This is a genomic window from Sphingopyxis sp. LARHCG72 (assembly GCF_052871675.1).
In genome coordinates, this window is the sequence record NZ_JBIXJU010000001.1 from 968,893 (window position 1) to 991,326 (window position 22,434).

Below are 22,434 nucleotides of genomic sequence, written 5' to 3' on the forward strand. Positions count from 1 at the left end.
TATGTTTTATATAGTCGGGGCAAGTTCATGGGAATCGTGAATATCGACGATGATCTGCACGACCAGCTTCGCAAGGCGTGCAAGGCGTCGGGGCGTTCGATCAATGCGCAGGCGGCGTTCTGGATCCGGATCGGTATGCTCTGCGAGCTGGAGCCCGGGCTGACGTTCTATGAGGTCGCGTCGCGCGAACTGCGCGAAGCGGTCCGCGCCGACGAGGTGCGGGCGGGGACGTGACCAAGTCCCCGCACGAAATCGAGCTGATGGCGGAGGCCGGGCGCCTGCTCGCTTCGGTCTTCGAACATCTCGACAGCCTCGCACTCGCCGGCCTGTCGACGATGGCGGTGAACGACATGGTCGACGATCTGATCGTGCGACGCCTGTCTGCGCGCCCCGCGAGCAAGGGGCAATATGGCTATGAATATGTCCTCAACTGTTCGCGGAACGATGTCGTGTGCCACGGCGTGCCGTCCGAAACCGACATCGTGCGGGACGGCGATATCGTCAATTTCGACATCACGCTGGAAAAGGGTGGCTATATCGCCGATTCCAGCAAGACCTACCTGATCGGCGACGTCGCCCCGGCGGCGCGGCGGCTGGTTTCGGTCACCTATGACGCGATGTGGCAAGGCATCGCTGCGGTGCGCCCGGGCGCGCGGCTCGGCGACATCGGCCACGCGATCGAACGCCACGCCAAACGCCATGGCTATACGATCGTCCGCGAATATTGCGGACATGGCATCGGCCGCGAGATGCACGAAGAGCCGCAAATCCTCCACTATGGCCGGCCCGGAACCGGGCTGATCCTGCGCGAGGGCATGGTGTTCACGATCGAACCGATGCTCAACCAGGGCCGGCGATCGGTGCGGACGCTGGCCGACGGCTGGACCGTCGTGACGGCCGACGGGAAACTGTCGGCGCAGTTCGAACACACCGTTGCCGTCACGCGCGACGGCGTGCGCGTGCTGACCTTGCGAGCCGGCGAGAAGGCGCGCCTTCACTGAAGATTCGGGCGATAGCAAATAAACATATGCCGTAGATTCTTGATTCTCTGCAGTATATCTTGCGGAATTTAATCGGGAATATGATCTCAAGACCCAAACTTGGGGATAGTCTACTTTTGTGATAGGTTGGAAGCTTGTTTCTGGTTCGCCTTCGCAGGAAGAGGGGGATTGTGATGCATCGTCCGTTAAGGCTCGCTGCGATCGTCGGCGCCGGTTTTTCTCTCGCCAGTTTTTCGCCCTTGCCGGGCTTTTCGGCCGCGGCGCTCGATGCGCTCGACCCCAGCCGGCTGGCCTCGCTTTCATGCGGTGTGCGGCGCGCGGGATCGATGCTCGCCAACGAACTGCTGATCGCCTCCGCCATCGCGGCGCCGGCGAGCGCGGGGAAAACGATCCCTCTCTATCCCGATCTCGCCGCGTCGCCCTTCCCGGTTTCGACGCGTGCGCCGCAGGCCCGGCGTTATTTCAGCCAGGGCCTGATCCTGACCTATGGCTTCAACCACGCTGGCGCGGTGCGCTCGTTCCGCGAGGCGCAGCGCCTCGATCCCGAATGCGCGATGTGCTGGTGGGGTGAGGCGGTTGCGCTCGGTCCGAACATCAACGCGCCGATGGACGATCGCGACCATGGCGCGGCGCTCGACGCGATGGACCGCGCCATGGCGCTGCGCAGCGGGACGACACCGATGGAGCGCGCGCTGATCGAAGCGGTCGCGCAGCGCTATTCGCGCGATGCGAAGGCGGACCGTGCCGCGCTCGACGCCGCCTATGCCGACGCGATGCTCGACGTCGCGCGCCGCTTTCCGGGTGACGACGATGTCGCGGTCCTCGCGGCAGAGGCGGCGATGGATACTAGCCCTTGGAATTATTGGGAGGCCGACAAGAAAACGCCCGTGGGCCGCAGCGGCGAAGCCGTGCGCCTCGTCGAAGCGGTGCTGCGCCGCAATCCCGCCCATGTGCAGGCGAACCATCTCTATATCCATCTGCTCGAGGCGAGCGACCCCAAGCGCGCCGAGGCCGCCGCCGACCGGCTCGCGAATCCGTCGGCGCCGAGCGCCGCGCACCTCGTCCACATGCCGGGGCATATCTTTCAGCTACGCGGTCGGCACGCCGACTCCATCCGCGCCAATATCGCGGCGGCGCGTGCGGACGAGGCGTATATCCGCAGCGCGGGCGACAATGGTATCGTGCGCTACGGCTATTATCCGCACAATATCCATTTCATCGTGACGTCGGCCCAAATGGCGGGCGACATGCGCACTGCGGTCCGCGAGGCGCAGCGCCTGCGGACCGTGCTCGATCCCGAAACCTCGGCGCGTCTCGCGTGGATCCAGGCGATCGATGCCGCGCCCTATATGGCGATGGCGCAGTTCGCCGAGCCGAATGCGATATTGGCGATGCCAGCGGCCGATCCGCGGCTGCCTTATGCGGCCGGGATGCGCCACTATGCGCGCGGCGTCGCCTATGCGGGGCTTCGCGACCGCGCCGGATTTGACCGCGAAATGGCTGCGATGGAAAGCCTCCGGACATCGGGCGCGTTGAAGGGCATGATCGACCAAGGCGTGCCCGCTGCCGACTTGCTGATGCTCGCCGAACTCGTGGCGCAGGGCCGCTTTGCGTCCGCACAGGGACGTTCGGACGAAGCGATCGCCTTCTATCGACGCGCGGCGGAAATCGAGGGGAGCATTCCCTATCAGGAGCCCGCTTACTGGTATTATCCGGTCAAGCAGTCGCTCGGTGCGGCGCTGTTTCGCGCGGGGCGCCATGCCGAAGCGAGCGACGCTTTTCGCGGGGCGCTCGCGCAAACGCCGAACAATGGCTGGGCGCTGTATGGACTCGGCCGCAGCGAAGCCGCGCAGGGGCATAAGCTCGAAGCCGCCGCCGCGAACAAGGCGCTATCGAAAGCCTGGATCGGCGATGCGCGCTGGCTCCGCATGGAGCGGTTGTAGGGGTGTTGGCGGGCGGCGCCCGAAAGCGCCGCCAGCTTGATCAGTGGCGGGCGAGTTCGTCGCGGCCGACCACCATATAATGGACCTCATCCGGGCCGTCGGCGAAGCGCAGGTGACGCACGTCCGCATAGAGTTCGGCGAGCGGCGTCCAGTGCGAGATGCCGGTCGCGCCGTGGATCTGGATCGCCTGATCGATGATCTGGCAGGCGCGTTCGGGGACCATGGCTTTCGCCATGCTCACCCACACGCGTGCCTCGCGGTTGCCGAGCAGGTCCATCGCCTTTGCGGCTTTCAGAACGATCAGCCGCATCGCCTCGATCTCGACGCGCGCGCGCGCGATGACCTCGAGGTTCTTGCCGAGTTGCGAGAGCGGCTTGCCGAACGCGGTGCGCGAGTTGCCGCGCTTCACCATCAGGTCGAGCGCGACCTCGGCCTTGCCGATCGTGCGCATACAGTGGTGGATACGGCCCGGGCCGAGGCGCATCTGCGAAATCTCGAACCCGCGCCCCTCGCCGAGCAGGATATTCTCGCGCGGCACGCGGACATTGTCGAAACGCATGTGCATATGGCCTTGCGGCGCATGGTCGGCGCCGAACACGCGCATCGGCCCCAGCACCTGCACCCCCGGCGTGTCCATAGGCACGAGGATTTGTGAATGCTGCCCTTTGCGCGACGCTTCGGGGTTGGTTTTCAACATGCAGATCAGGATCTTGCACCGCGGATCGCCGGCGCCGCTGATGAAATATTTCTCGCCGTTGATGACCCACTCGTCGCCGTCGAGCACGGCGGTGGTTTCGAGATTGCTCGCGTCCGACGAAGCGACGCCGGGTTCGGTCATCACATAGGCCGAGCGGATTTCGCCATTGAGGAGCGGCTTCAGCCAGCGCTCCTTCTGGTCGGGTGTGCCGACCATTTCGAGCACTTCCATATTGCCCGTGTCAGGCGCCGAACAGTTCAGCGATTCCGACGCAAGCGGCGATTTGCCGAGTTCCGCGGCGATATAGGCATAGTCGAGGTTGCTGAGCGGCGTTCCCGTGTCGCCGTGCGGCAGGAAGAAGTTCCAGAGCCCCGCCGCCTTCGCCTTGTTCTTCGCGCCCTCGAGCAGTTCGAGCTGCCCCGGCGCCCAGCTCCAGCGATCGGCGCGGCCTTCGCCGAGCCGGAAAAACTCTTCGGTGATCGGATCGACATTCTCGGCGATATGGCGTTTCACCGCGTCGAACAGCGGCTGCGCCTCCTTCGACATGCGGAGGTCGTTGAGTTCGGCCTGAAGTTCGATTTCGGTCATGGGCAGGTCTCCATTGGATTTTCACCGCGGATACTAAGCGCACCATGTCATTTAAGAAAATGATAGGATCGAATAGTCGATATTCGTTTGGAGAATGACTAAGTCGCTGCCGTGAGTTCGTCGACGATGATCGCGCGCAGCCAGCCGAGGCCGGGATCGGCCTGCGCCGCCTGATGCCAGTAAAGATAGCTGCCGCCCGGTTCGACCGGCAGCGGCAGGTCGACGAGCTGCATCGGCCACATCGCGTCGAGGACCGCGGCGTGCGACCTCGGGAGCGCGAAGAGCATGTCCGACGTCGCGACGATCTGCCAGGCGGTGATCGCATGCTGGCATCGCACGGCGACGCGCCGCGTCAGGCCCATCTGGTCGAGTGCCATATCCTCGATGCCGGGACCATAGGGCCGCGCCGTCGCGATGATATGGTCGAGCGCCAGATAGGTATCGAGATCGATCGCGCCGTCGACGCGCGGGTGTCCCTTGCGTGCGACGACGACGAGCGGTTCGGTGCCGAGATAGTGGCGGCAGAGCCGGTCGTCGGCGGGCAGCGCGACATCGAGCGCGAGGTCGAGATCGCCGTTCGCGAGCATCGCCGCCAGGTCGCGGCGGCGGAAGGTGACGCTGGCGAGCGCGACATGCGGCGCTTCGGCGCGCACACGCGACACGAGCGAAGAAAAGCGCGGCATTTCGCCCGACAGGCGCACGCCGATGCGGAACTCACGCGTCGCCTCGGCGGGGTCGAACGCGGTCGCCGCGTCGAGCGCGACATCGAGTCCGCGCAGAGCCTCGCGCACCGGACCCGCGATCGCGCGCGCGGCGGAGGTCGGGACGAGGCGATTGCCCTGCCGCACGAAAAGTGGGTCGCTGAAGATATCGCGCAGCTTGGCGAGCGCATGGCTGATCGCGGGCTGCGACAGGTTCAGGTGCCGCGCCGCCGCCGAGACCCCGCCCTTCGCGAAGATCGCGTCGAAGATCCGGAGCAGGTTGAGGTCGAAGCGGGCGAGATGCCGCAAGGCGTTCTCCTGAAGTCAGCAGGCGGCGTGATCGTTGGTGCATAGCAGCAGGGGCGCCGAAGGGAAGCTACGTGGCGCGCGCTTTACAGCGAGGCCCCCGATGCGCGACAAGCGGACAGGAGCTTTTTGCCGGAGACCCGAATGAGCCGCGTGCACCCCCTCTATGATGCGATGGCTCCCACGATTTTCGAGCATATGTCGGGGCTGGCGATGGCGCATGGCGCGATCAACCTGGGGCAGGGCTTCCCCGACGAGCCGCCGTTGCCCGACATGATCGAGGCGGCGGCGCGCGCGCTGCGCGACAAGTCGAACCAATATCCGCCGGCATTCGGCCTTGCCGAGCTGCGCGACGCGATTGGCCGCTTTTATGCGCGGCGGCAGGGGCTCGAGATCGCGCGCGAACAGGTGATCGTGACATCGGGCGCGACCGAGGCGCTCGCCGCTTCGCTGCTTGCGCTCGTGCGGCCCGGCGACGAGGTCATCCTGTTCCAGCCTGCCTATGACAGCTATGCGCCGATGATCCGCCGCGCCGGCGGCATTCCGGTGTCGGTCGCGTTGCAGCCGCCTCACTGGCGTTACCAGGTGGATTCGCTCGAGCGTGCGATTACGCCGCGCACACGGCTGTTGATGTTCAACGATCCACTCAATCCCGCGGGCAAGGTTGCGAGCGATGCCGAACTCGCGCTCGTCGCGGACGCTTGCCGTCGGCACGATCTGATCGCGATCTGCGACGAAGTCTGGGAGGATGTGCGGTTCGACGGCGCGCCGCATCGATCCCTGTGGTCGCTGCCCGGGATGGAAGCACGCGTGGTGAAGATCGGGTCTGCGGGCAAGATTTTCGGCCTGACCGGGTGGAAAACCGGCTGGCTGTGCGCCGCACCCGACCTCGCGCGCACGATCGGCCGGGCGCACCAGTTCCTGACCTTCACGACGCCGCCGGCGCTGCAATGGGCGGTCGCCGAGGGGCTCGATCGGCCCGACATCTGGTTCGCGCCGCAGCGCGGGGCATGGGCGGCGGCGCGCGAACGGCTTGTGCGCGGCCTGGCTGGCGCGGGCTTTGTCGTCCTGCCGGGCGACGCGACATGGTTCCTGTGCATTGACTTGGCGGCGTCGGGCATTGCGCTCGATGACCGGACATTCAGCGAGCGCGCGGTGCGCGAGGCGGGGGTCGCCTCGATCCCCGTGTCCGCCTTGTTCGAAGGCGAGGGGCCGCGGCATATTTTGCGGCTCTGTTTTGCGAAGGATCATGCGACGCTCGACGACGCGGTCGCACGGCTGGCGCGGTTTCGCGATGCGCTGGCGGCCGAAGCCGGGGCATAGAAACCTCCGGCGGTCCGGTCCAAATATTTCCTTTTGCGATGACAAGAAAGCTTGGCGCGACATATCTCAATCAAATAAGTAGATAAATCGCAAGTCTTCGGGCCTCGCGGCTTTTGATGGCTGTCAGCTTGCTCCGCGTCACCAACGGCTAAAGCGCACGAAGGCCTGACGCGTGTCGGATTCGTGCTTCTGTGAAAGGAGATACGATATGAGAGTCCGGCGCCAGGAAAACCCCCGCCACCGCCAAGTAGCCGCCGCGCAGCCGCTTCCCCATCCGTCCTGGTCGCCGCTTCCCGCCGACCTGAGGCGCGTGAGCGCGCAGGAATTCTGGCAGCGGCTCGGCCTGTGATCGAACGCGCCGACCCACATTCCCGACACGATAACAAGCAACACTCAGGAAGGACTCTCCCAATGCAGCGTTTCCCCATCGTCGCCACCAGCTTCCTTGCCATCGCCGCCTTCGCAGCGGCGCCGGCCTCTGCGCAGGACGCGGACATCCCGGCTGCCGACGAGGCCGCGCAAGGCGATGAAATCATCGTGACCGGCACGCGCGCCGCGGGGCGATCGCGGCTCGATTCGCCGGCCCCGGTCGATGTGCTCGGCGGCGAGACGCTGCGGCGTCAGGGCTTGACCGAATTGGGGCAGGCGCTCGCGACGGTTGCGCCGTCGATCGACTTCAAGCGTCCGTCGGCGGTCGACGGCACCGACGCGATCCGCCCCGCGACCTTGCGCGGCTTGGCGCCCGACCAGACGCTGGTGCTGATCAACGGCACGCGGGGGCACACGTCGGCGCTGCTCAATGTCAACGGCAGTGTCGGGCGCGGTTCGGCGGCGGTCGATCTCAACACCATCCCGACGGTCGCGCTCGACCGGATCGAGGTGCTGCGTGACGGCGCTGCGGCGCAATATGGCTCGGACGCCATCGCGGGGGTGGTCAACGTCCGCTTGCGCGAAGCGCGCGAGGGCGGCGGCGTCTCTGCCACCTACGGCTTTTACAACACCGACATCGACACCGCGCGCGGCAGCCGCAGCAAGACGGGCGAACCCGTCCTGACCGTGTCGGGCTGGCAGGGGATCGCGCTCGGCGACGAGGGCTATGTCACGATTTCGGGCGAATATGTCCACCGCAAGCCGACCAACCGCGCCGATTTCGACCCGCGCGTTACGCCCTCGCGGGTCACCGGGCGCTTCGGCGATCCCGAGGTCGAGCAATATTCGCTGTGGGTCAACGCGGGGACGCCGGTCGCCGAAGGGATCGAACTTTATGGCTGGGCGGGTTATCAGAACCGCGACAGCAAGAGTGCAGCATTCCCGCGGCTTCCCGCCGCAGCCGCCGCCGTCTCGCTGATCTGGCCCGACGGGTTCCTGCCGCTGATCAACACCAAGTCGCGCGACCTCAACTCGGCGGTCGGGCTGCGCGGCGATCTCGGCGAATGGAATGTCGACCTCAACCTCAGCTACGGGCGCAACCGCATCGAGTTCCGGACGCTCAATTCGGCGAACTACAGCTATGGCAATGCGTCGCCGACCGATTTTTACGACGGTGCGGTCGCCTATGATCAGTGGGTGCTCGGACTCGACGTGTCGCGCCGCTTCGACGTCTTCGAAGAGCTGAACGTCGCTTTCGGGGTCGAGGGGCGCCGCGAGGGGTATAAGATCACTGCGGGCGAGCGCGCTTCCTATGATTATCCGCCGACCGGCGCGATCCCCGGACAGGCGCCCGGCGCGCAGGGCTTCGGCGGTTTCTCGCCGTTGAATGCGATCGAGAAAAGCCGCCGCAACGCGAGCGCCTATCTGGACCTTGAGGCGAAGCTGACGCCGTCGCTGCTGCTCGGTCTCGCCGGGCGCGTCGAGGACTATTCGGACTTCGGATCGACCGCGAACGGAAAGGTCTCGCTGCGCTTCGACGCGGCCGACTGGCTGGCGCTGCGCGGAACGGCATCGACCGGCTTCCGCGCGCCGTCGCTCCAGCAGCAATATTTCACCTCGATTGCCTCGGTGGTGCAAAATGGCGCGCCGGTCCTGACCGGCCAGTTCCCTTCGGTCAGCCCCGTCGCCGCCGCGCTCGGCGGGCTGCCGCTCGAGCCCGAGAAATCGACGAACTTCTCGGTGGGCACGGTGATCCGTGCGGGCGGCTTCAGCCTGACCGTCGATGCCTATCAGATCAAGATTCGCGACCAGCTCGCGCTGTCGGAGAATATCCAGGCGAGCTTCAGTCCGCAGGTCGCGGCGATCCTTGCGCCGTTCAACGTTCCCGCCGCGCGCTTCTTCATCAACGGCCTCAAGACCCGCACCCGCGGCGTCGATGTCGTCGCCAACTACAAGGCGCGGACCGATACGCTGGGGACGTTCGATTTCACCGTTGCCGCCAATTTCAACGACGTCGACGTGCTGCGCATCCCGACCTCGACCGCGGTGCTCAACCCGGCGCCGCCGCTGCTCGGTCGCAACCGCATCGCGTCGATCGAAGAGGGCACGCCGCGCGAGAAGGTGACAGGCGCGATCGACTGGTCGGGCGACGCTCTCGGCGCGACTTTGCGCGCAACCTATTATGGCGAGGTCAACCAGCCGGGGACGGCGGCGAACGGTTCGGCCGACATCCTGACCGGCAAGCATGTCATCACCGACCTCGAGCTGCGCTACGCGCCGGTGAAGGGCGCACAATTTGCGATCGGCGCGAGCAACCTGTTCGACGTCTATCCCGACGCGACACCTGCCGCGCTCAATACGACGGGCGTCGTCGGCTTCCCCTATTATTCACCGTTCGGTTTCAACGGGCGCTACCTCTACGCCCGCATCGGGCTGAACTGGTGAGCGGCACCGGGTCATGGAAACTCCCGTCGTTCGGCGTGCAGGTCCTCATCGGCCTCGCGCTGGGCGTCGGGCTCGGCTTCTGGGCGCGTAGCCTGGGCGAGGCGAGCGCGCTGGGCGAGGCGTTGCAGACGACCGGTTCGATCTTCGTGCAGCTGCTGCGCGCGCTTGTCCCTCCGCTGGTCTTTGCCGCGATCGTCGCGTCGATCGCGGCGCTCAAGGACCTCGCCAACGCTGCGCGCCTCGTCGCGCGGACGCTTTTGTGGTTCGCCGCGACCGCACTGATCGCTGTGGTGATCGGCATTGCGCTCGGCTTGCTTCTCGAACCCGGTTTGCGGACCGGGGTCGACGTGTCGGCTGCGGTCGCGCCGATAACGACGGGAAGCTGGCTCGATTTCCTGAAGGGGCTGGTGCCGGCCAATTTTCTGGGCCTGTCGGCATCGACGAAGATCGCGGAGGGGCTTCCCGCCACCGCGCTGTCGTTCAACGTCCTGCAGATCATCGTTCTGGCTATCGCGGTTGGCGCGGCGGCGGTACGCGTCGGGCCGAGTGGCGAGCCGTTTCTGGCTTTCAACGCATCGCTTCTCGCTATTTTCAAACGTCTGTTGCTGTGGGTGATCCGCCTGACGCCGATCGGCACGGCGGCGCTGATCGGCGATGCGATAGCGCGCTACGGATGGGGCGCGCTCGGCTCGCTCGGGCAGTTCGCGATCGCCATCTACGCTGGCCTGCTGCTGGTCATCGTCGTGGTGTACCCGGCGCTCCTGTGGGCGAACGGCATTGCACCGTCGCGCTTCTTCCGCGTCGTCTGGCCGGCGATCGAGTTGGGTTTCGTGTCGCGCTCGTCGATCGGCACACTGCCGGTGACGCAGGACGTCGTCGAGCGCCGGCTTGGCGTGCCTCCGGCCTATGCGGCCTTTGCCGTGCCGTTGGGGGCGACGACAAAGATGGACGGGTGTGCGGCAATCTATCCGGCGATTGCGGCGATCTTCGTGGCGCAATTCTATGGCGTGCCGCTGGGGGTCGATGCTTATGTGCTGATTGCGCTCGTCTCGGTGCTGGGGTCGGCCGCTACGGCGGGACTGACAGGCGCGACGGTGATGCTGACTCTGACGCTGTCGACGCTCGGCCTGCCGCTCGAAGGAGTCGGCCTGCTGCTGGCGATCGATCCGATCCTCGATATGGGGCGGACGGCGGTCAATGTCGCGGGGCAGGCGCTGGTTCCGGCGATCGTCGCGAAGCGGGCGGGCCTTTTGGAGGACTGCGCCCCGATCCGGCCACCGGCGCGACGCTGCCGGCCTGACTTGCCCTGGATGGCGAGGCGCCGGCTTTTGCGATAGGTCGATGCGATGACTCAAACCCTGCCCGTGATCGATATCGCGCCGCTGCGCCTGATGTCAGACAAGGCGATGATCGCCGATACGGCACGACGGATCGACGCGGCGTGCCGCGAGTTCGGCTTTTTCTATGCCGCCGGACATGGGATCGACCCAGCGGTCGTCGCCGACCTGCTGGCGGCGAGCGAGGCCTTTTTCGCACTGCCCAAAGCCGACAAGGCGGCGATCGCGATGGACAAGGGCGGCATCGCGTGGCGCGGCTGGTTCCCCGTCGCGGGCGAACTCACGTCAGGTATCCCCGACCTTAAGGAAGGACTCTATCTCGGCGAAGAACTGGGCGCGAACGACCCCCGCGTCGCCGCGGGGCTGCCGCTTCATGGCGCGAACCTCTGGCCCGAAACCGTCCCTGCGCTGCGCCCGGCGGTCGAAGCCTATCTGCACGCCGCAACGCGCGCGGGCGAGGCGCTGATGCGCGGCATGGCGCTGGCGCTCGGGTTCGAGGCCGAGCATTTCGCACGCGGACTGACGCGCCATCCGACGCTGCTTTTCCGGATATTCCATTACCCTGCGCTGGCGCGGGGCGCAGAGGCCGAAGAAGGGTTCGGGGTCGGCGAGCATAGCGATTATGGGCTGCTCACGCTGCTCGGACAGGACAACAAGGGCGGGCTGGAGGTGCGCACGCGTCAGGGCTGGATTGACGTACCGCCGCGCGGCGATGCGCTGGTGATCAATGTCGGGGATATGTTCGAGCGCCTGACGCGAGGGCGCTTTCGCTCGGCGCCGCACCGCGTCGTCAATCGCGCGGGGGTGTCGCGCTATTCCTTTCCACTCTTTTTCGATCCCGATTTCGTCGCCGGTGTCGAGCCACTGCCGATCGACACCGCGGACGGCGAGCCGGCCGAAGCACGTTGGGACGGGGTCGATTTCCACAAGTCCACCGGCACCTACGGCGACTATCTGACAGGCAAGGTCAGCAAGGTCTTTCCCGACCTGGCGGACGCCCGGCTGGACCGCGACGGGTAAAGCAGACAGATTAGTGCGCCGCCGGGGGCAGGGCGCTCGTCACCTCGAGAAAGGCCGATATCAGGCGCGATTGCAGCCGGTCCTGCCGGCAGACGATATGGGCGTAGTTGAAGATTTCGGCATCGACGGCGGGCAGGCTGCGGATGCGATCGTCGGCGATATATTCGGCGCTGGAGACGAAGCCGAAACCGACGCCGCATCCTGCGCAAGATCGCCGAGGGCGATATCTCGTCGCTCGGCGATACGTCGACGCTGGCCGACCCGGCGGTGGTCGACGACCTCGTCGCGAACCGGGCCGCCTGACGCATTATCCGCCCTGCGGCACGCCCAGTTCGGTGAGCAGCGTGTCGCGCAGCGCGTCGAATTCCTCGCCGCCGGCGCGGCGCGGGTGCGGCAGGCGGACGCGCGCGTCGAAACCGATACGCCCCTCCTTGAGCACAAGGATGCGATCGGCGAGCAGGATTGCCTCCTCGACATCGTGGGTGACGAGCAAGGTCGCGGGACCATGCGCCTGACAGAGCTCGCCGATCAGCCGCTGCATCTTGAGCCGCGTCAACGCATCGAGCGCCGCGAAGGGTTCGTCGAGCAGCAGCAGCCGCGGTTCGCGCACCAGCGCGCGCGCGAGCGCCGCGCGCTGCGCCTCGCCGCCCGACAGGGTTGCCGGCCAGGCATCGACGCGGTGGTCGAGGCCGACCTCGGCGAGTGCCGCCACGGCACGCTCGCGCGACGCATCCTTGCCCGACAAGCCGATCACGACATTTTTCCACACCGTCTTCGACTGGACGAGGCGCGGTTCCTGGAACACGACCGTGCGTGCTTCGGGCACCCACGCCTCGCCGCCGTCGGGGGCGTCGAGCCCGGCCAGGATGCGCAGCAAGGTCGTCTTGCCGCTTCCCGACGCGCCGAGCAGTGCGACGAACTCGCCGCTGTGGATCGTGAGATCGAGGCGGTCGAGGACGGTGTTGCCGGCAAAGCTGCGGCTGACTTCGCTGACTTCGACAGCGACGGGATGGAGCGCGAAATCGGGTTCGGGGACACGCGCGGCGGCGGCAAAATCGATCGAAAGGACGGCGGTCATCGAGATGCTCCTATCGGATGGCAATGCCCGCGCGCCACGGCATGAGCAGCCGTTCGAGCGTGCGGACGATCAGGTCGGCGCCGAGGCCGAGGACGGCGTAGATGGCGATGCAGATCAGGATCACGTCGACCTGCTGGTACATTTGCGCGCTGTTGAGCAGATAGCCGAGTCCCGCAGACGCATTGATCTGTTCGGCTGCGATCAGAACGAGCACCGAGACACCGAGCGCGAAGCGCAGCCCGGTGAAAATCTGCGGCAGCGCGAGCGGCAGCACGACCTCGAGGATCAGGCGGCGCCCGCCAAGCCCGAAGCTGCGCATCGCCTCGATCACCTTGCGGTCGACGTTGCGCACTCCGGCATAGGTGTTGAGATACATCGGGAACATCGTCGCGAGCGCGATGAGCAGCAGTTTCGGCGCCTCGCCGATCCCGAACCAGACGATGAACAGCGGGACGAGCGCGAGGAAGGGGATGGTGCGCAGCATCTGGAGCAGCGCGTCGAACAATTCTTCGCCGAGCTTCGACAGACCCGCGATCGTGCCGAGGATCAATCCGAAGACGATGCCTACCGCGCCGCCGACAAGTGCGCGCGTGAGCGACGTCCCGATCTGCGACGCGAGCGCCTGTTCGGTCCAGAGTTGTTGCCATCCCGTGACGATCCCCGCAGGCGAGGGGAGGATCGACGGATCGATCCACCCCGCGCTCGTCGAAATCGCCCACAGCGCGACGACGATCAGCGGCCCCGTCGCGCGCCGCGCGAAGGCGAAGCGTTCGGAACGATTGCCCGCCTTGCGGACAATCGGCTGGACAAGCTGGCCGGTGTTGCCCGCGAGCGCGATTGGCGTCGGCGCGTTCACTTCGCCACCTCCTGCGCCGCGACGATATCGTCGTAACGCTTGTCGAAGATTTGCGAGGCGTCGAGCCTCTTGCGGATCAGCCCTTCCTTGAAGAACAGGTCGGCCTCGTCCTGATGCGCCGCGATGATCGCATCACTGATCGGCGCATAGCTTGCGGGTGCGCGCGTGATGATCTTTTCCGCGATCGCGGCGTCGACATTATAACGCTTGGCGAGTGCGGGCGCTGCCTTCGCGGGGTTCTCCCGCTGCCAGCGCGTCGCCCGCGCGGCGCGCGCGACGAGGTCGCCGATCGCCTTCGCCTTCGCCGGGTCGGCGAGCGCCGCGTCCGATGCCACCAGATAGAAGAAGCCGGGCGTGTTCGGCGGCGCACCGCTGGCAAGGACACGTACCTTCCCGGCATCGAGCGCCTGCGTTAGATAGGGCTCGCCGATGGTGATCGCATCGGCCGACCCCTTGTCGAGCAGCCCGGTCCCGAAGCCCGTCGCCTGCACTGTCTTGATGTCCTTGAGCGACAGCCCCTGCTTGTCGAGCAGGCGTGCGACGAAATAGTGCAGCACCGTGCCCTTCATGAACGACACCGACTTGCCCTTGAGATCGGCGATGCTGCGGATCGGCGAGTCGGGTTTGACCACGAGCGCGTAGGGCGATCCGCCGCCCTCGACTGTCTTGCTCACCGCGACGACCTTCACCGGGCTGCCCGCGGCCTGCGCAAAGATCAGTGGCGTTTCGGCCATCCAGCCGACATCGAGCGAGCCGCCCGTCTGCGCCGCGATGATCGGCGGGCCACCGACGAAATTCGCCCATTCGATCGTGTAATCGGTCGGCCGGCCTTCGCCCGACACGTCGAGCGAGGATTTGAGCGCGTGGAGCTGGTCGCCGATCTTGAGCGTCTTACCGTTATCGGGTGCGCCGCCGCAGGCTGTCAGAAAAAGAAGAGCGCCGAGGACGAAAAACCGCAGCGATGGGCGAAGGTAAGTCATTGCAACATAGCCTTATCATTCCCGATACCAGCGAAGATGTATCGGGAGGCAGGCGCCGGCGCGCGGCGCGCGATCGCGTAATGGCGACGCCGGGGCGATCTTATGGGCAGGCCCCTATCGCGGCGGGGGTATGTACATCGTCTCACCTCATGCTTCGCAGAGGGGAACACGATACCTGGCGCTGTCGCCTGAGCATCGCGCGCTTTAGCCGTTGGTAACGCGGAGCAAGCTGCTTCCCGGTCAAAAGCCGCGGATCCCGAAAATCACAGCCGGGCGGGATCAGGCCGGTAATTCAACTTGATTGGTTGAGTTGAAATCGTCAAGCATAGTTTCGCTTGGGACCCGCAAAGCATCGCTCGCTTCGACGACCCCGTCGCGCGCGCTGCGGTCCATCAGCGAAGTTGTTATCGGGGCCGTGCTGCTGCGACGCGCCTGACGTGGCGCGGACACGCGCTGCCGGTGCCATGGCGGCGCCGACGAGTATCAGTGTCGGTGAATCGGCAGAAAATGCGCGCGTCGCCAGTTCGAGCAGTTCGAGCCGCGTCGCCAGCCGCCGCTCTTCGCGCCTGCTGATGTCGCAGGCGATCAGGACAGGCGTGTCCCCCTGCATCCCGGCGCCCGTCAGGCCGCGCATGATTTCCCCCGCCGCATCGCGGCCCATGTAGAAGGCGAGGGTGGACCCTTCGCGGGCAAGCGAGCTCCAGTTGATGTCGAGCGCCGCGCCGCGTCGGCTGTGCGCGGTGACGAAACGGACGTCGCGCGCGACGCCGCGCAGCGACAGCGAGATGCCCGCCGACGCGGCGACGGCGCTCGCGGCGGTGATGCCGGGGCAGATATGGACGGGAAAGCCGGCGTCCTGCAGCGCGCCAGTCTCCTCCGCCGCGCGGCCGAACAGCGAGGGATCGCCGCCCTTCAGGCGGACGACGCGCTTGCCGGCGCGCGCCGCGGAAACGAGCAGCGCGTCGATCGTTCCCTGATCCTTCGAATGGCGCCCCGACCTTTTGCCGACGCTGACGCGCTCGGCGGCGGGCGGGATCAGCGCCAGCACGCCGTCGCCGACCAATGCGTCGTAAAAGACGATGTCGGCACGTTCGATCAGGCGCGCCGCCTTCATCGTCAGCAGCTCGGGATCGCCGGGTCCCGCGCCGACGAGCCAGACCGTTCCGGGCGGAAAATCGTCAGGCTGCATCGCTTGTCTCCTCGGTCAAGATGCGGGCGAGCGCGGGACGGCACGACCCGCAATTGGTACCCGCCCCCAGCGCCCCGCCGATCGCCGCGACGTCGGCGAGCTGCCGGTCGCGGATCGCGGCGACGATCGTCTTCAATCCGACGTCGAAGCAGACGCAGATGACGGGACCGCGATCGGCCTGCACGCCCGGCGCGCGGCCCGCGAGTAAGGTGGGGGCGATTTGAGGCGCGGAAAGCTGGGCGATCAACCAGTCTCGCGACGGCAGCTCTCCGGTTTCGGTGACAAAGAGCGCGCCGACGAGGCGGCCGTTCGCCACGATCGCGATGCGCTGCGTGCCGCGCGCGGCGTCCTGGGCTTCGATGCGCTCGCCCTTGGGAAGCAGCGCTTCGATGGCTTTCAGCTCGCCATTGCCCGCGAGTTCCCACATCACGCCCGACGGCACCGCGACGCGCGTCGCCCATAGACAGCGCGGGGTGTCGGCGAGTTCGCGGGCGAGCAGCAGGAAACCGCGCCATCTGGGCGTGACGGCGGCGATCGACGCGGGAGTGCGCTTGAACCCCGGCTGGCCTGAAACCGGGTCGACAAGCGGACGCGGGAGCAGGCCGGTACGCCCGCCGCTCGACGTGCGGTCGGTCCAGTGGATCGGCACGAACAATTCGCCGGGGCGCTGGCCGCTATGGAAGGCGACGCGGTAGAGGCTGTCACCCTGCGGTGTCCCGACCCGCGCAAGCCCACCGTCGGTCAGCCCCAGCCGCGCGCCATCGTCAGGATGCACTTCGACGAGCGGCTCCTCGCGGTGGCGCGCGAGCTTCGGCGCGAGACCGGTGCGCGTCATACTGTGCCACTGGTCGCGATAGCGGCCGGTATTGAGCGTCAGCGGCCATTTGGCGAGCGGTTCGGGCAGCGGTTTTTGTGCGACCGGGACCAGCCGGGCGCGGCCATCCCCGGTCGAAAAACGGCCGTCGGCGAAGGGGTGATCGCCGCCCCAGCGAAAGGGCGCCATCGCGTCATAGGCGACATTGCCGCCCAGCGCTGCGCCGGGCAACGCAAAGCGGCGTGCGCCATCATTCTCATAGGTGGAGAGGCGGCAATGTTCGCGCCAGATGTCGGCGGCACGATCGTAGGTGAAGGCATTTTTCCACCCCATCCGCCGCCCGACTTCCTTGACGATCCACCAGTCGGGCATCGCCTCGCCGGGAAGGGGAAAGAGCGCGCGCTGGCGGCTGATGGTGCGGTCGCTGTTGGTAACGGTGCCGTCCTTCTCGCCCCACGCGGCGGCGGGCAGGCGGACATGCGCAAAGGCGCCGGTATCGGTATTTTTGATCACGTCGCTGACGACGACGAAGGGGCAGGTGGCGAGCGCCTCGCGCACAGCGTTCGCGTCGGGCATCGACACCGCGGGGTTGGTCGCCATCACCCACAGCGCCTTGATGCGACCCTCGCCGATCGCGCGGAACAGGTCGACGGCCTTCAGTCCGGGCTTCGCCGCCATCGCCGGCGCGGCCCAGAAGCGCTGGACGCGGTCGCGGTTTTCGGGCGCGAAATCCATGTGCGCGGCGAGCGTCGAGGCGAGCCCGCCGACCTCGCGCCCGCCCATCGCATTGGGTTGGCCGGTGATCGAAAAGGGCGCCGCGCCGGGCTTGCCAATCCGTCCCGTCGCCAGATGCAGATTCAGGATCGCATTGACCTGGTCGGTGCCCGCAGTCGCCTGATTGATCCCCTGGCTGAACAAGGTGACCGTACGCGGGGTGGCGGCGAACAGCTCATAGAAATGCCGGAGGTCGGCGGTAGACACGTCGCACGTCCGCGCGACCGACCACAGGTCATTTCCCTCTCCAAGCTGGTCCCAAAAGTCTTCAGGTACCGCGACGTGTGCGTCGAGGTAATCCTGATCGACGACGCCCGCCTCGCGGCAGTGCTGGAGCAGGCCGTTCATCAGCGCGACGTCGCTGCCGGGGCGGATCGCGAGGTGGAGGTCGGCCTCCTCGGCGGTTTCGGTACGGCGCGGGTCGATGACGACAAGCTTTGCGCCGGCCTCGCAGCGTGCGCGGATGCGCTGATAGACGATCGGGTGACACCAGGCGGTGTTCGACCCGACGAGGACGAACAGGTCGGCGGCGTCGAGATCGTCATAGGTCGCGGGGACGACGTCCTCGCCGAACGCGCGCGTATGACCCGCAACGGCGCTCGACATGCAGAGGCGCGAATTGGTGTCGATGTTCGCGGTGCCGATGAAGCCCTTCATCAGCTTGTTCGCGACATAATAATCCTCGGTAAGCAACTGTCCCGAGACGTAGAAAGCGACGCTGCCCGGTCCGTGACGCGCGATCGTCTCGCGAAACTTCTTCGCGACGAGGTCGAGCGCCTTGTCCCAGCTCGCGCGTTTCTTTCCGATCATCGGATGGAGCAGGCGGCCTTCGAGCCCGACGGTTTCGCCAAGGTGGGTGCCCTTCGAACAGAGCCGCCCGCGGTTCGCGGGGTGGTCGGGGTCGCCCGCTATCTCCACTTGCCGCGCGCCGGTGACGGTCGCGCGGATTCCGCAGCCGACGCCGCAATAGGCGCAGGTGGTGCGGACCGCGTCCATCAGGCAGCCGCCCTCAAGGTACTCGCGCGGCAGATGAGGACGCGGCCGCCGTCGATCTTGACCGGCACCGTCGGGGTGCAGCCCTTGTCCTCGCCGAGCGCTTCGCCCGTGGACAGGCTGATCCGCCAATTGTGGAGCGGGCAGGCGACCGCGCCGCCGTGGACGATCCCCTGCGAAAGGCGGCCGTGCTTGTGCGGGCAGCGGTCGAGCAGCGCGAAGACCTTGCCCTCGGCGGTGCGGAACACCGCAATGTCGTCGCCGCCTTCGACTTGCACGGTGCGGCTGCCGCGCACGGGGATTTGGTCGACCCAGCCGATGTCGAGCCATTCTGCGGTGGTCATGCGAGTTCCCTTTGCGGCGTGAAGCGCGCCATCGGCGCATGATGTTCGGCCTCGGCACCCTCGGCGCGCTGCGCCCAGGGATCGTCCTGCGAAAAGCTTTGCGAATAGAGGAAGCGCGCGCGTAGCGCCTCGCGGCCCGCGGGATCGTCGACGATCCGCGCCTTCACATAATCCACCCCGACGCGCTCGATCCACGGCGCGGTGCGCTCGAGGTAGCGCGCCTCCTCGCGGTAGAGCTGGATGAAGGCGGCGCAAGTATCCATCGCCTCCTGCTCGGTCGCGACCTTGCAGAGCAGGTCGGTGGCGCGCACATGGATGCCGCCGTTACCGCCGACGTGGAGTTCGTACCCGCTGTCGACGCACACGATGCCGAAATCCTTGATCGTCGCCTCGGCGCAGTTGCGCGGGCAGCCCGACACCGCGATCTTGAACTTGTGCGGCATCCAGCTGCCCCAGCTCATCCGCTCGATCTTCACGCCGAGGCCGGTCGAATCCTGCGTGCCGAAGCGGCACCATTCGGACCCGACGCAGGTCTTCACCGTGCGGAGTGATTTGCCATAAGCGTGCCCCGACACCATCCCGGCGGCATTGAGGTCGGCCCAGACCGCAGGCAGATCTTCCTTCCTGATCCCGAAGATGTCGAGCCGCTGGCCGCCGGTGACCTTGACCATCGGCGCATTGAACTTCTCGACGACATCGGCGATCGCGCGCAGCTCGGTCGGGTTGGTGAGCCCGCCCCACATGCGGGGGACGACCGAGTAAGTGCCGTCCTTCTGGATATTGGCGTGCATCCGCTCGTTGACGAAGCGGCTCTGCTGGTCGTCGACATAGTCGCCGGGCAGCGCGCAGAGTAGGTAATAATTGAGCGCCGGGCGACACGACGAGCAGCCGTCGGGGGTCGTCCAGTGCAGCTTCTGCATTACTTCGGGGATCGAGCGCATGGCCTGCGCGACGATCTCGCGGCGGACGTCGTCATGGCCGAAGCTCGTGCATTTGCACATCGTCTTCGGGCCCGATTGGACATCGTCACCGAGCGTCAGCGCGAGCAGATTTTCGACGAGGCCCGTGCAGCTGCCGCAACTGGCAGATGCCTTGCACGTACCTCGCACCGCGTCGAGGCTGTGCGCGCCCTTGGCGATGCACGAGACGACCTGGCCCTTGGTGACGCCGTTGCAGCCGCAGATCTCGGCATCGTCCGAGAGCGCCGCAACGGCCGCCTTAGGGTCCGCCGCGCCCCCTCCCGAGGCGAAGGCCTGGCCGAAGATCAGCAGGTCGCGCAGTTGCGACACGTCTTCCTGCTTCTTGAGCAGATCGAAATACCAGTTGCCGTCCGCGGTGTCGCCATAGAGCACCGCGCCGACGATGCGGTCGTCTCGGACGATCACCCGCTTATAGACGCCGCGGCTCGCGTCGCGCAGCACGATATCCTCGCACCCGTCTCCGCCCGAAAAATCGCCCGCCGAAAACACATCGATCCCCGACACCTTGAGCTTGGTCGAGGTGACCGAGCCGCGATATCCTGTCGGCTGTTCGACGAGCCCGTCGGCAAGGCTGCGGCACATGTCCCACAGCGGCGCAACAAGGCCGTAGACCTGCCCGTCATGCTCGACGCATTCGCCGACCGCGAGCACCGCGGGGTCGCTGGTGACCATATGGTCGTCTACCTGAATGCCGCGCCCGACCGCGAGCCCGGCGTCGCGGGCAAGCGCGACCGAGGGGCGGATACCGACCGCCATCACGACGAGGCTGGCGGGGATCAGCGTTCCGTCCTTGAGTTTCACACCCTCGACCTTGCCGTTGCCGACGATCTCGGCGGTGTCGGCGCCGGTCAGGATCGTCTGGCCGCGGCCTTCCAATGCCTGCTTGAGCAGCCAGCCCGCTGCCTCGTCGAGCTGGCGCTCCATCAGCGTGGGCATCAGGTGGATGACGGTGACCTTCATGCCGCGGAGCGAAAGGCCGTGCGCCGCCTCGAGCCCGAGCAGCCCGCCGCCGATCACCACCGCGTCACCGCCGGCGTCGGCCGCCGCGAGCATCGTGTCGACATCGTCCATATCGCGAAATGCGATCACGCCGGGCAGGTCCTTGCCGGGGACCGGAATGATGAAGGGATCGGAGCCGGTTGCGATCAGCAGCCGGTCATAGCCTTCGGTTACGCCCCCGCGCGTCGTCACCGTTTTTGCGGCGCGGTCTATCGCGACTACCGGGTCGCCGGCGACGAGCGCGATGCCGTTCGCCGCATACCAGTCCGCGTCGTTGATCACGATATCGTCGAAGCATTTTTCGCCCGCGAGCACGGGGGAGAGCATGATGCGGTTGTAATTGACCCGCGGTTCGGCGCCAAAGATTGTCACACGGTAATGTGCCGGATCGCGCGCCAGCAGCTCTTCGACCGCGCGGCAACCGGCCATGCCGTTGCCGATCACGACGAGATGGTCGCGCGTGTCGCCCTCGGGTTTGAGCGGGCAATGTTCCATCAAAGCGTCCAATCCAGTTGTAGCCAATATTTATCGGTGTCGGTGGCGAGGGTGTCGGCGCGGTAGCGCGCGTAGCGCGCCGAGCCTGTGAATTTGCCGAGCTTCGCGCTCGCGAGAAGATTGAGCTCGTCGCCGTAAGAGCGCGAGGCGCGATCGCTGCGATAATCGTGATAGATCGCTTGCAGCGTCACCGCCTGAAATGCGCCGACGGCTTTCCAACTCCACCCCGCGCTTGCATACAGGTCGCGCACGCCGTCGGGCGGTGTGGTGAGGAATTTGTCGGCCCAGCCTTGAAATTTGAATGCCGTGGCGAGCGGCGTCTGGAAGCTGGTGAGCGCCCTGCCATCGCCGGCGCCGAGTATCTCGTACCCGACGCTGATCCGGGGGCCTCCAAAATCGACCGCGACGTCGGCGAGATAGTAATCCGCCGAATAGTCGTTCGGGTTGCGGTGCCAGTCGGACTGGCGCGCGTAGCTCAGCTGCCAGGCGACCCTCGCCTTGCCGAGTGGCTGGCTCCCGTCGAGCCGGACGCCATAGCTCTGGCTCGACAGGCGGAAGCCCTGCATCGCCGCCTCGTCCTGATCGACCAGATAGGCAAGGGTCGAAAACTTGCCGATCGGGGTTTGCGCGCTCAGGTTGGCGAAGACATTGTCGCCCGACACCGCCTGTTGCCGCGCCCCGGTGCCGTCGATGCCCCAGATGGTGCGCACGCTCCACGCATAGGCGACATCTGCCTTGATGCCCTTGATCGGCGTGATCTCGGCGCGCACCGCGTCGAAGCTCTGGCCGTTCTGGCGAAAGCCGACGCTCCCGACGAAGCGCTCGTCGTCGAAGCCGAGCCGCTGGCGCCCGGCGGTGAGCGCGAAGGCCGGCGACGCATATCGCAGCTGCGCGCGGGAAAGGGCGATGTTGTCGGGATCGCCGACGAGCGGGCGGGTGGCGGCGCCGTGGAGGCCGTCGAAATAATCGTCGACGATCGCGAGATTGCCTTGCCCCTCGACCAGCGCCGACCAGCGGCCCGCCTTTGCCTCGACCCCGGCGCGGACGCGCAGCGTCAGCGCCTCGGCCCCGTCGGCGAGCTCGTCCTGATCGACATTTTCATAGCGCAGGCGGGCTTCGCCGAGCGGTTTCAGCACGATTTCCTCGGCGTGGGCGACACCGGCCGGTGCGAGCGCGAGACAGAAGGCGAGCGTGGCTTTCAT

Annotated in this window: 18 protein-coding genes; 8 read left to right on the forward strand and 10 right to left on the reverse strand. The window is 66.6% G+C overall.

What is annotated here, in order from left to right; genetic code table 11:
• Positions 1 to 27 precede the first annotated feature (27 nt).
• The 3 genes from ACIPPQ_RS04685 to ACIPPQ_RS04695 all read left to right on the forward strand — a co-directional run bounded on the left by ACIPPQ_RS04685 (position 28) and on the right by ACIPPQ_RS04695 (position 2,944).
• Positions 28 to 234, forward strand: coding sequence for a ParD-like family protein (locus tag ACIPPQ_RS04685; protein ID WP_446543020.1), 207 nt, complete (start codon positions 28 to 30; stop codon positions 232 to 234).
• Complete coding sequence (gene map / locus ACIPPQ_RS04690; RefSeq protein ID WP_446543021.1) at positions 231 to 1,001, forward strand: type I methionyl aminopeptidase; 771 nt, start codon at positions 231 to 233, stop codon at positions 999 to 1,001. The genes ACIPPQ_RS04685 and map overlap by 4 nt, the downstream gene beginning before the upstream one ends.
• 173 nt (positions 1,002 to 1,174) lie before the next feature.
• A complete protein-coding gene (locus ACIPPQ_RS04695) occupies positions 1,175 to 2,944 on the forward strand; it encodes a hypothetical protein (RefSeq protein WP_446543113.1) in 1,770 nt (589 codons plus the stop codon).
• 40 nt (positions 2,945 to 2,984) lie between these two features.
• Here the strand turns inward: ACIPPQ_RS04695 and ACIPPQ_RS04700 are convergent, their stop codons facing one another.
• Both ACIPPQ_RS04700 and ACIPPQ_RS04705 read right to left on the reverse strand, forming a co-directional pair.
• The gene (locus ACIPPQ_RS04700; protein ID WP_446543022.1) at positions 2,985 to 4,229 is read right to left on the reverse strand and encodes an acyl-CoA dehydrogenase family protein; all 1,245 of its coding nucleotides are present in this window, start codon (positions 4,227 to 4,229) and stop codon (positions 2,985 to 2,987) included.
• A gap of 98 nt (positions 4,230 to 4,327) precedes the next feature.
• Positions 4,328 to 5,239, reverse strand: a complete 912-nt coding sequence (locus tag ACIPPQ_RS04705; protein WP_446543023.1) for a LysR family transcriptional regulator — start codon at positions 5,237 to 5,239, stop codon at positions 4,328 to 4,330.
• Between the two features lie 141 nt (positions 5,240 to 5,380).
• Between ACIPPQ_RS04705 and ACIPPQ_RS04710 the strand changes: the two genes are divergently transcribed.
• The 5 genes from ACIPPQ_RS04710 to ACIPPQ_RS04730 all read left to right on the forward strand — a co-directional run bounded on the left by ACIPPQ_RS04710 (position 5,381) and on the right by ACIPPQ_RS04730 (position 11,730).
• The gene (locus ACIPPQ_RS04710; RefSeq protein WP_446543024.1) at positions 5,381 to 6,559 is read left to right on the forward strand and encodes an aminotransferase; all 1,179 of its coding nucleotides are present in this window, start codon (positions 5,381 to 5,383) and stop codon (positions 6,557 to 6,559) included.
• 208 nt (positions 6,560 to 6,767) lie between these two features.
• Positions 6,768 to 6,908 carry a hypothetical protein gene (locus tag ACIPPQ_RS04715; RefSeq protein ID WP_446543025.1) on the forward strand — a complete coding sequence of 47 codons (141 nt, stop codon included), beginning with the start codon at positions 6,768 to 6,770 and terminating at the stop codon, positions 6,906 to 6,908.
• Between the two features lie 62 nt (positions 6,909 to 6,970).
• Positions 6,971 to 9,373, forward strand: a complete 2,403-nt coding sequence (locus tag ACIPPQ_RS04720) for a TonB-dependent receptor plug domain-containing protein (RefSeq protein ID WP_446543026.1) — start codon at positions 6,971 to 6,973, stop codon at positions 9,371 to 9,373.
• Positions 9,370 to 10,710 (forward strand): dicarboxylate/amino acid:cation symporter, encoded by a 1,341-nt coding sequence (locus tag ACIPPQ_RS04725; RefSeq protein ID WP_446543027.1) that lies wholly within the window; start codon positions 9,370 to 9,372, stop codon positions 10,708 to 10,710. The genes ACIPPQ_RS04720 and ACIPPQ_RS04725 overlap by 4 nt, the downstream gene beginning before the upstream one ends.
• Positions 10,711 to 10,719: 9 nt before the next feature.
• Positions 10,720 to 11,730, forward strand: coding sequence for an isopenicillin N synthase family dioxygenase (locus tag ACIPPQ_RS04730; RefSeq protein WP_446543028.1), 1,011 nt, complete (start codon positions 10,720 to 10,722; stop codon positions 11,728 to 11,730).
• Positions 11,731 to 12,037: 307 nt separating this feature from the next.
• On the opposite strand, the gene ACIPPQ_RS04735 is transcribed toward ACIPPQ_RS04730, so the two are convergent.
• From ACIPPQ_RS04735 to ACIPPQ_RS04770, 8 genes are all read right to left on the reverse strand, one after another.
• Positions 12,038 to 12,808: an ABC transporter ATP-binding protein gene (locus ACIPPQ_RS04735; protein ID WP_446543029.1), complete on the reverse strand. Its 771-nt coding sequence runs from the start codon at positions 12,806 to 12,808 to the stop codon at positions 12,038 to 12,040.
• A gap of 10 nt (positions 12,809 to 12,818) precedes the next feature.
• Positions 12,819 to 13,664: an ABC transporter permease gene (locus ACIPPQ_RS04740; protein ID WP_446543030.1), complete on the reverse strand. Its 846-nt coding sequence runs from the start codon at positions 13,662 to 13,664 to the stop codon at positions 12,819 to 12,821.
• A complete protein-coding gene (locus ACIPPQ_RS04745; RefSeq protein ID WP_446543031.1) occupies positions 13,661 to 14,644 on the reverse strand; it encodes an aliphatic sulfonate ABC transporter substrate-binding protein in 984 nt (327 codons plus the stop codon). Before ACIPPQ_RS04745 ends, ACIPPQ_RS04740 begins: the two co-directional genes overlap by 4 nt.
• A gap of 319 nt (positions 14,645 to 14,963) precedes the next feature.
• Positions 14,964 to 15,833: a uroporphyrinogen-III C-methyltransferase gene (gene cobA, locus ACIPPQ_RS04750; protein ID WP_446543032.1), complete on the reverse strand. Its 870-nt coding sequence runs from the start codon at positions 15,831 to 15,833 to the stop codon at positions 14,964 to 14,966.
• On the reverse strand, positions 15,823 to 18,417 hold the full coding sequence (locus ACIPPQ_RS04755) for a molybdopterin-dependent oxidoreductase (protein ID WP_446543033.1): 2,595 nt from the start codon (positions 18,415 to 18,417) through the stop codon (positions 15,823 to 15,825). The genes cobA and ACIPPQ_RS04755 overlap by 11 nt, the downstream gene beginning before the upstream one ends.
• Positions 18,417 to 18,758 (reverse strand): nitrite reductase small subunit NirD, encoded by a 342-nt coding sequence (gene nirD, locus ACIPPQ_RS04760; RefSeq protein WP_446543034.1) that lies wholly within the window; start codon positions 18,756 to 18,758, stop codon positions 18,417 to 18,419. The genes ACIPPQ_RS04755 and nirD overlap by 1 nt, the downstream gene beginning before the upstream one ends.
• On the reverse strand, positions 18,755 to 21,232 hold the full coding sequence (gene nirB / locus ACIPPQ_RS04765; protein WP_446543035.1) for a nitrite reductase large subunit NirB: 2,478 nt from the start codon (positions 21,230 to 21,232) through the stop codon (positions 18,755 to 18,757). Before nirB ends, nirD begins: the two co-directional genes overlap by 4 nt.
• Positions 21,232 to 22,434: a hypothetical protein gene (locus tag ACIPPQ_RS04770; RefSeq protein WP_446543036.1), complete on the reverse strand. Its 1,203-nt coding sequence runs from the start codon at positions 22,432 to 22,434 to the stop codon at positions 21,232 to 21,234. The genes nirB and ACIPPQ_RS04770 overlap by 1 nt, the downstream gene beginning before the upstream one ends.

Coding starts and splice junctions, on each gene's coding strand:
- ACIPPQ_RS04685 (WP_446543020.1), top strand. CDS start 28: ATGGGAATCGTGAATATCGACGATGATCTGCACGACCAGCTTCGCAAG.
- ACIPPQ_RS04695 (WP_446543113.1), top strand. CDS start 1,175: ATGCATCGTCCGTTAAGGCTCGCTGCGATCGTCGGCGCCGGTTTTTCT.
- ACIPPQ_RS04700 (WP_446543022.1), bottom strand. CDS start 4,229: ATGACCGAAATCGAACTTCAGGCCGAACTCAACGACCTCCGCATGTCG.
- ACIPPQ_RS04710 (WP_446543024.1), top strand. CDS start 5,381: ATGAGCCGCGTGCACCCCCTCTATGATGCGATGGCTCCCACGATTTTC.
- ACIPPQ_RS04715 (WP_446543025.1), top strand. CDS start 6,768: ATGAGAGTCCGGCGCCAGGAAAACCCCCGCCACCGCCAAGTAGCCGCC.
- ACIPPQ_RS04720 (WP_446543026.1), top strand. CDS start 6,971: ATGCAGCGTTTCCCCATCGTCGCCACCAGCTTCCTTGCCATCGCCGCC.
- ACIPPQ_RS04730 (WP_446543028.1), top strand. CDS start 10,720: ATGACTCAAACCCTGCCCGTGATCGATATCGCGCCGCTGCGCCTGATG.
- ACIPPQ_RS04735 (WP_446543029.1), bottom strand. CDS start 12,808: ATGACCGCCGTCCTTTCGATCGATTTTGCCGCCGCCGCGCGTGTCCCC.
- ACIPPQ_RS04745 (WP_446543031.1), bottom strand. CDS start 14,644: ATGACTTACCTTCGCCCATCGCTGCGGTTTTTCGTCCTCGGCGCTCTT.
- cobA (WP_446543032.1), bottom strand. CDS start 15,833: ATGCAGCCTGACGATTTTCCGCCCGGAACGGTCTGGCTCGTCGGCGCG.
- ACIPPQ_RS04755 (WP_446543033.1), bottom strand. CDS start 18,417: ATGGACGCGGTCCGCACCACCTGCGCCTATTGCGGCGTCGGCTGCGGA.
- nirD (WP_446543034.1), bottom strand. CDS start 18,758: ATGACCACCGCAGAATGGCTCGACATCGGCTGGGTCGACCAAATCCCC.
- nirB (WP_446543035.1), bottom strand. CDS start 21,232: ATGGAACATTGCCCGCTCAAACCCGAGGGCGACACGCGCGACCATCTC.
- ACIPPQ_RS04770 (WP_446543036.1), bottom strand. CDS start 22,434: ATGAAAGCCACGCTCGCCTTCTGTCTCGCGCTCGCACCGGCCGGTGTC.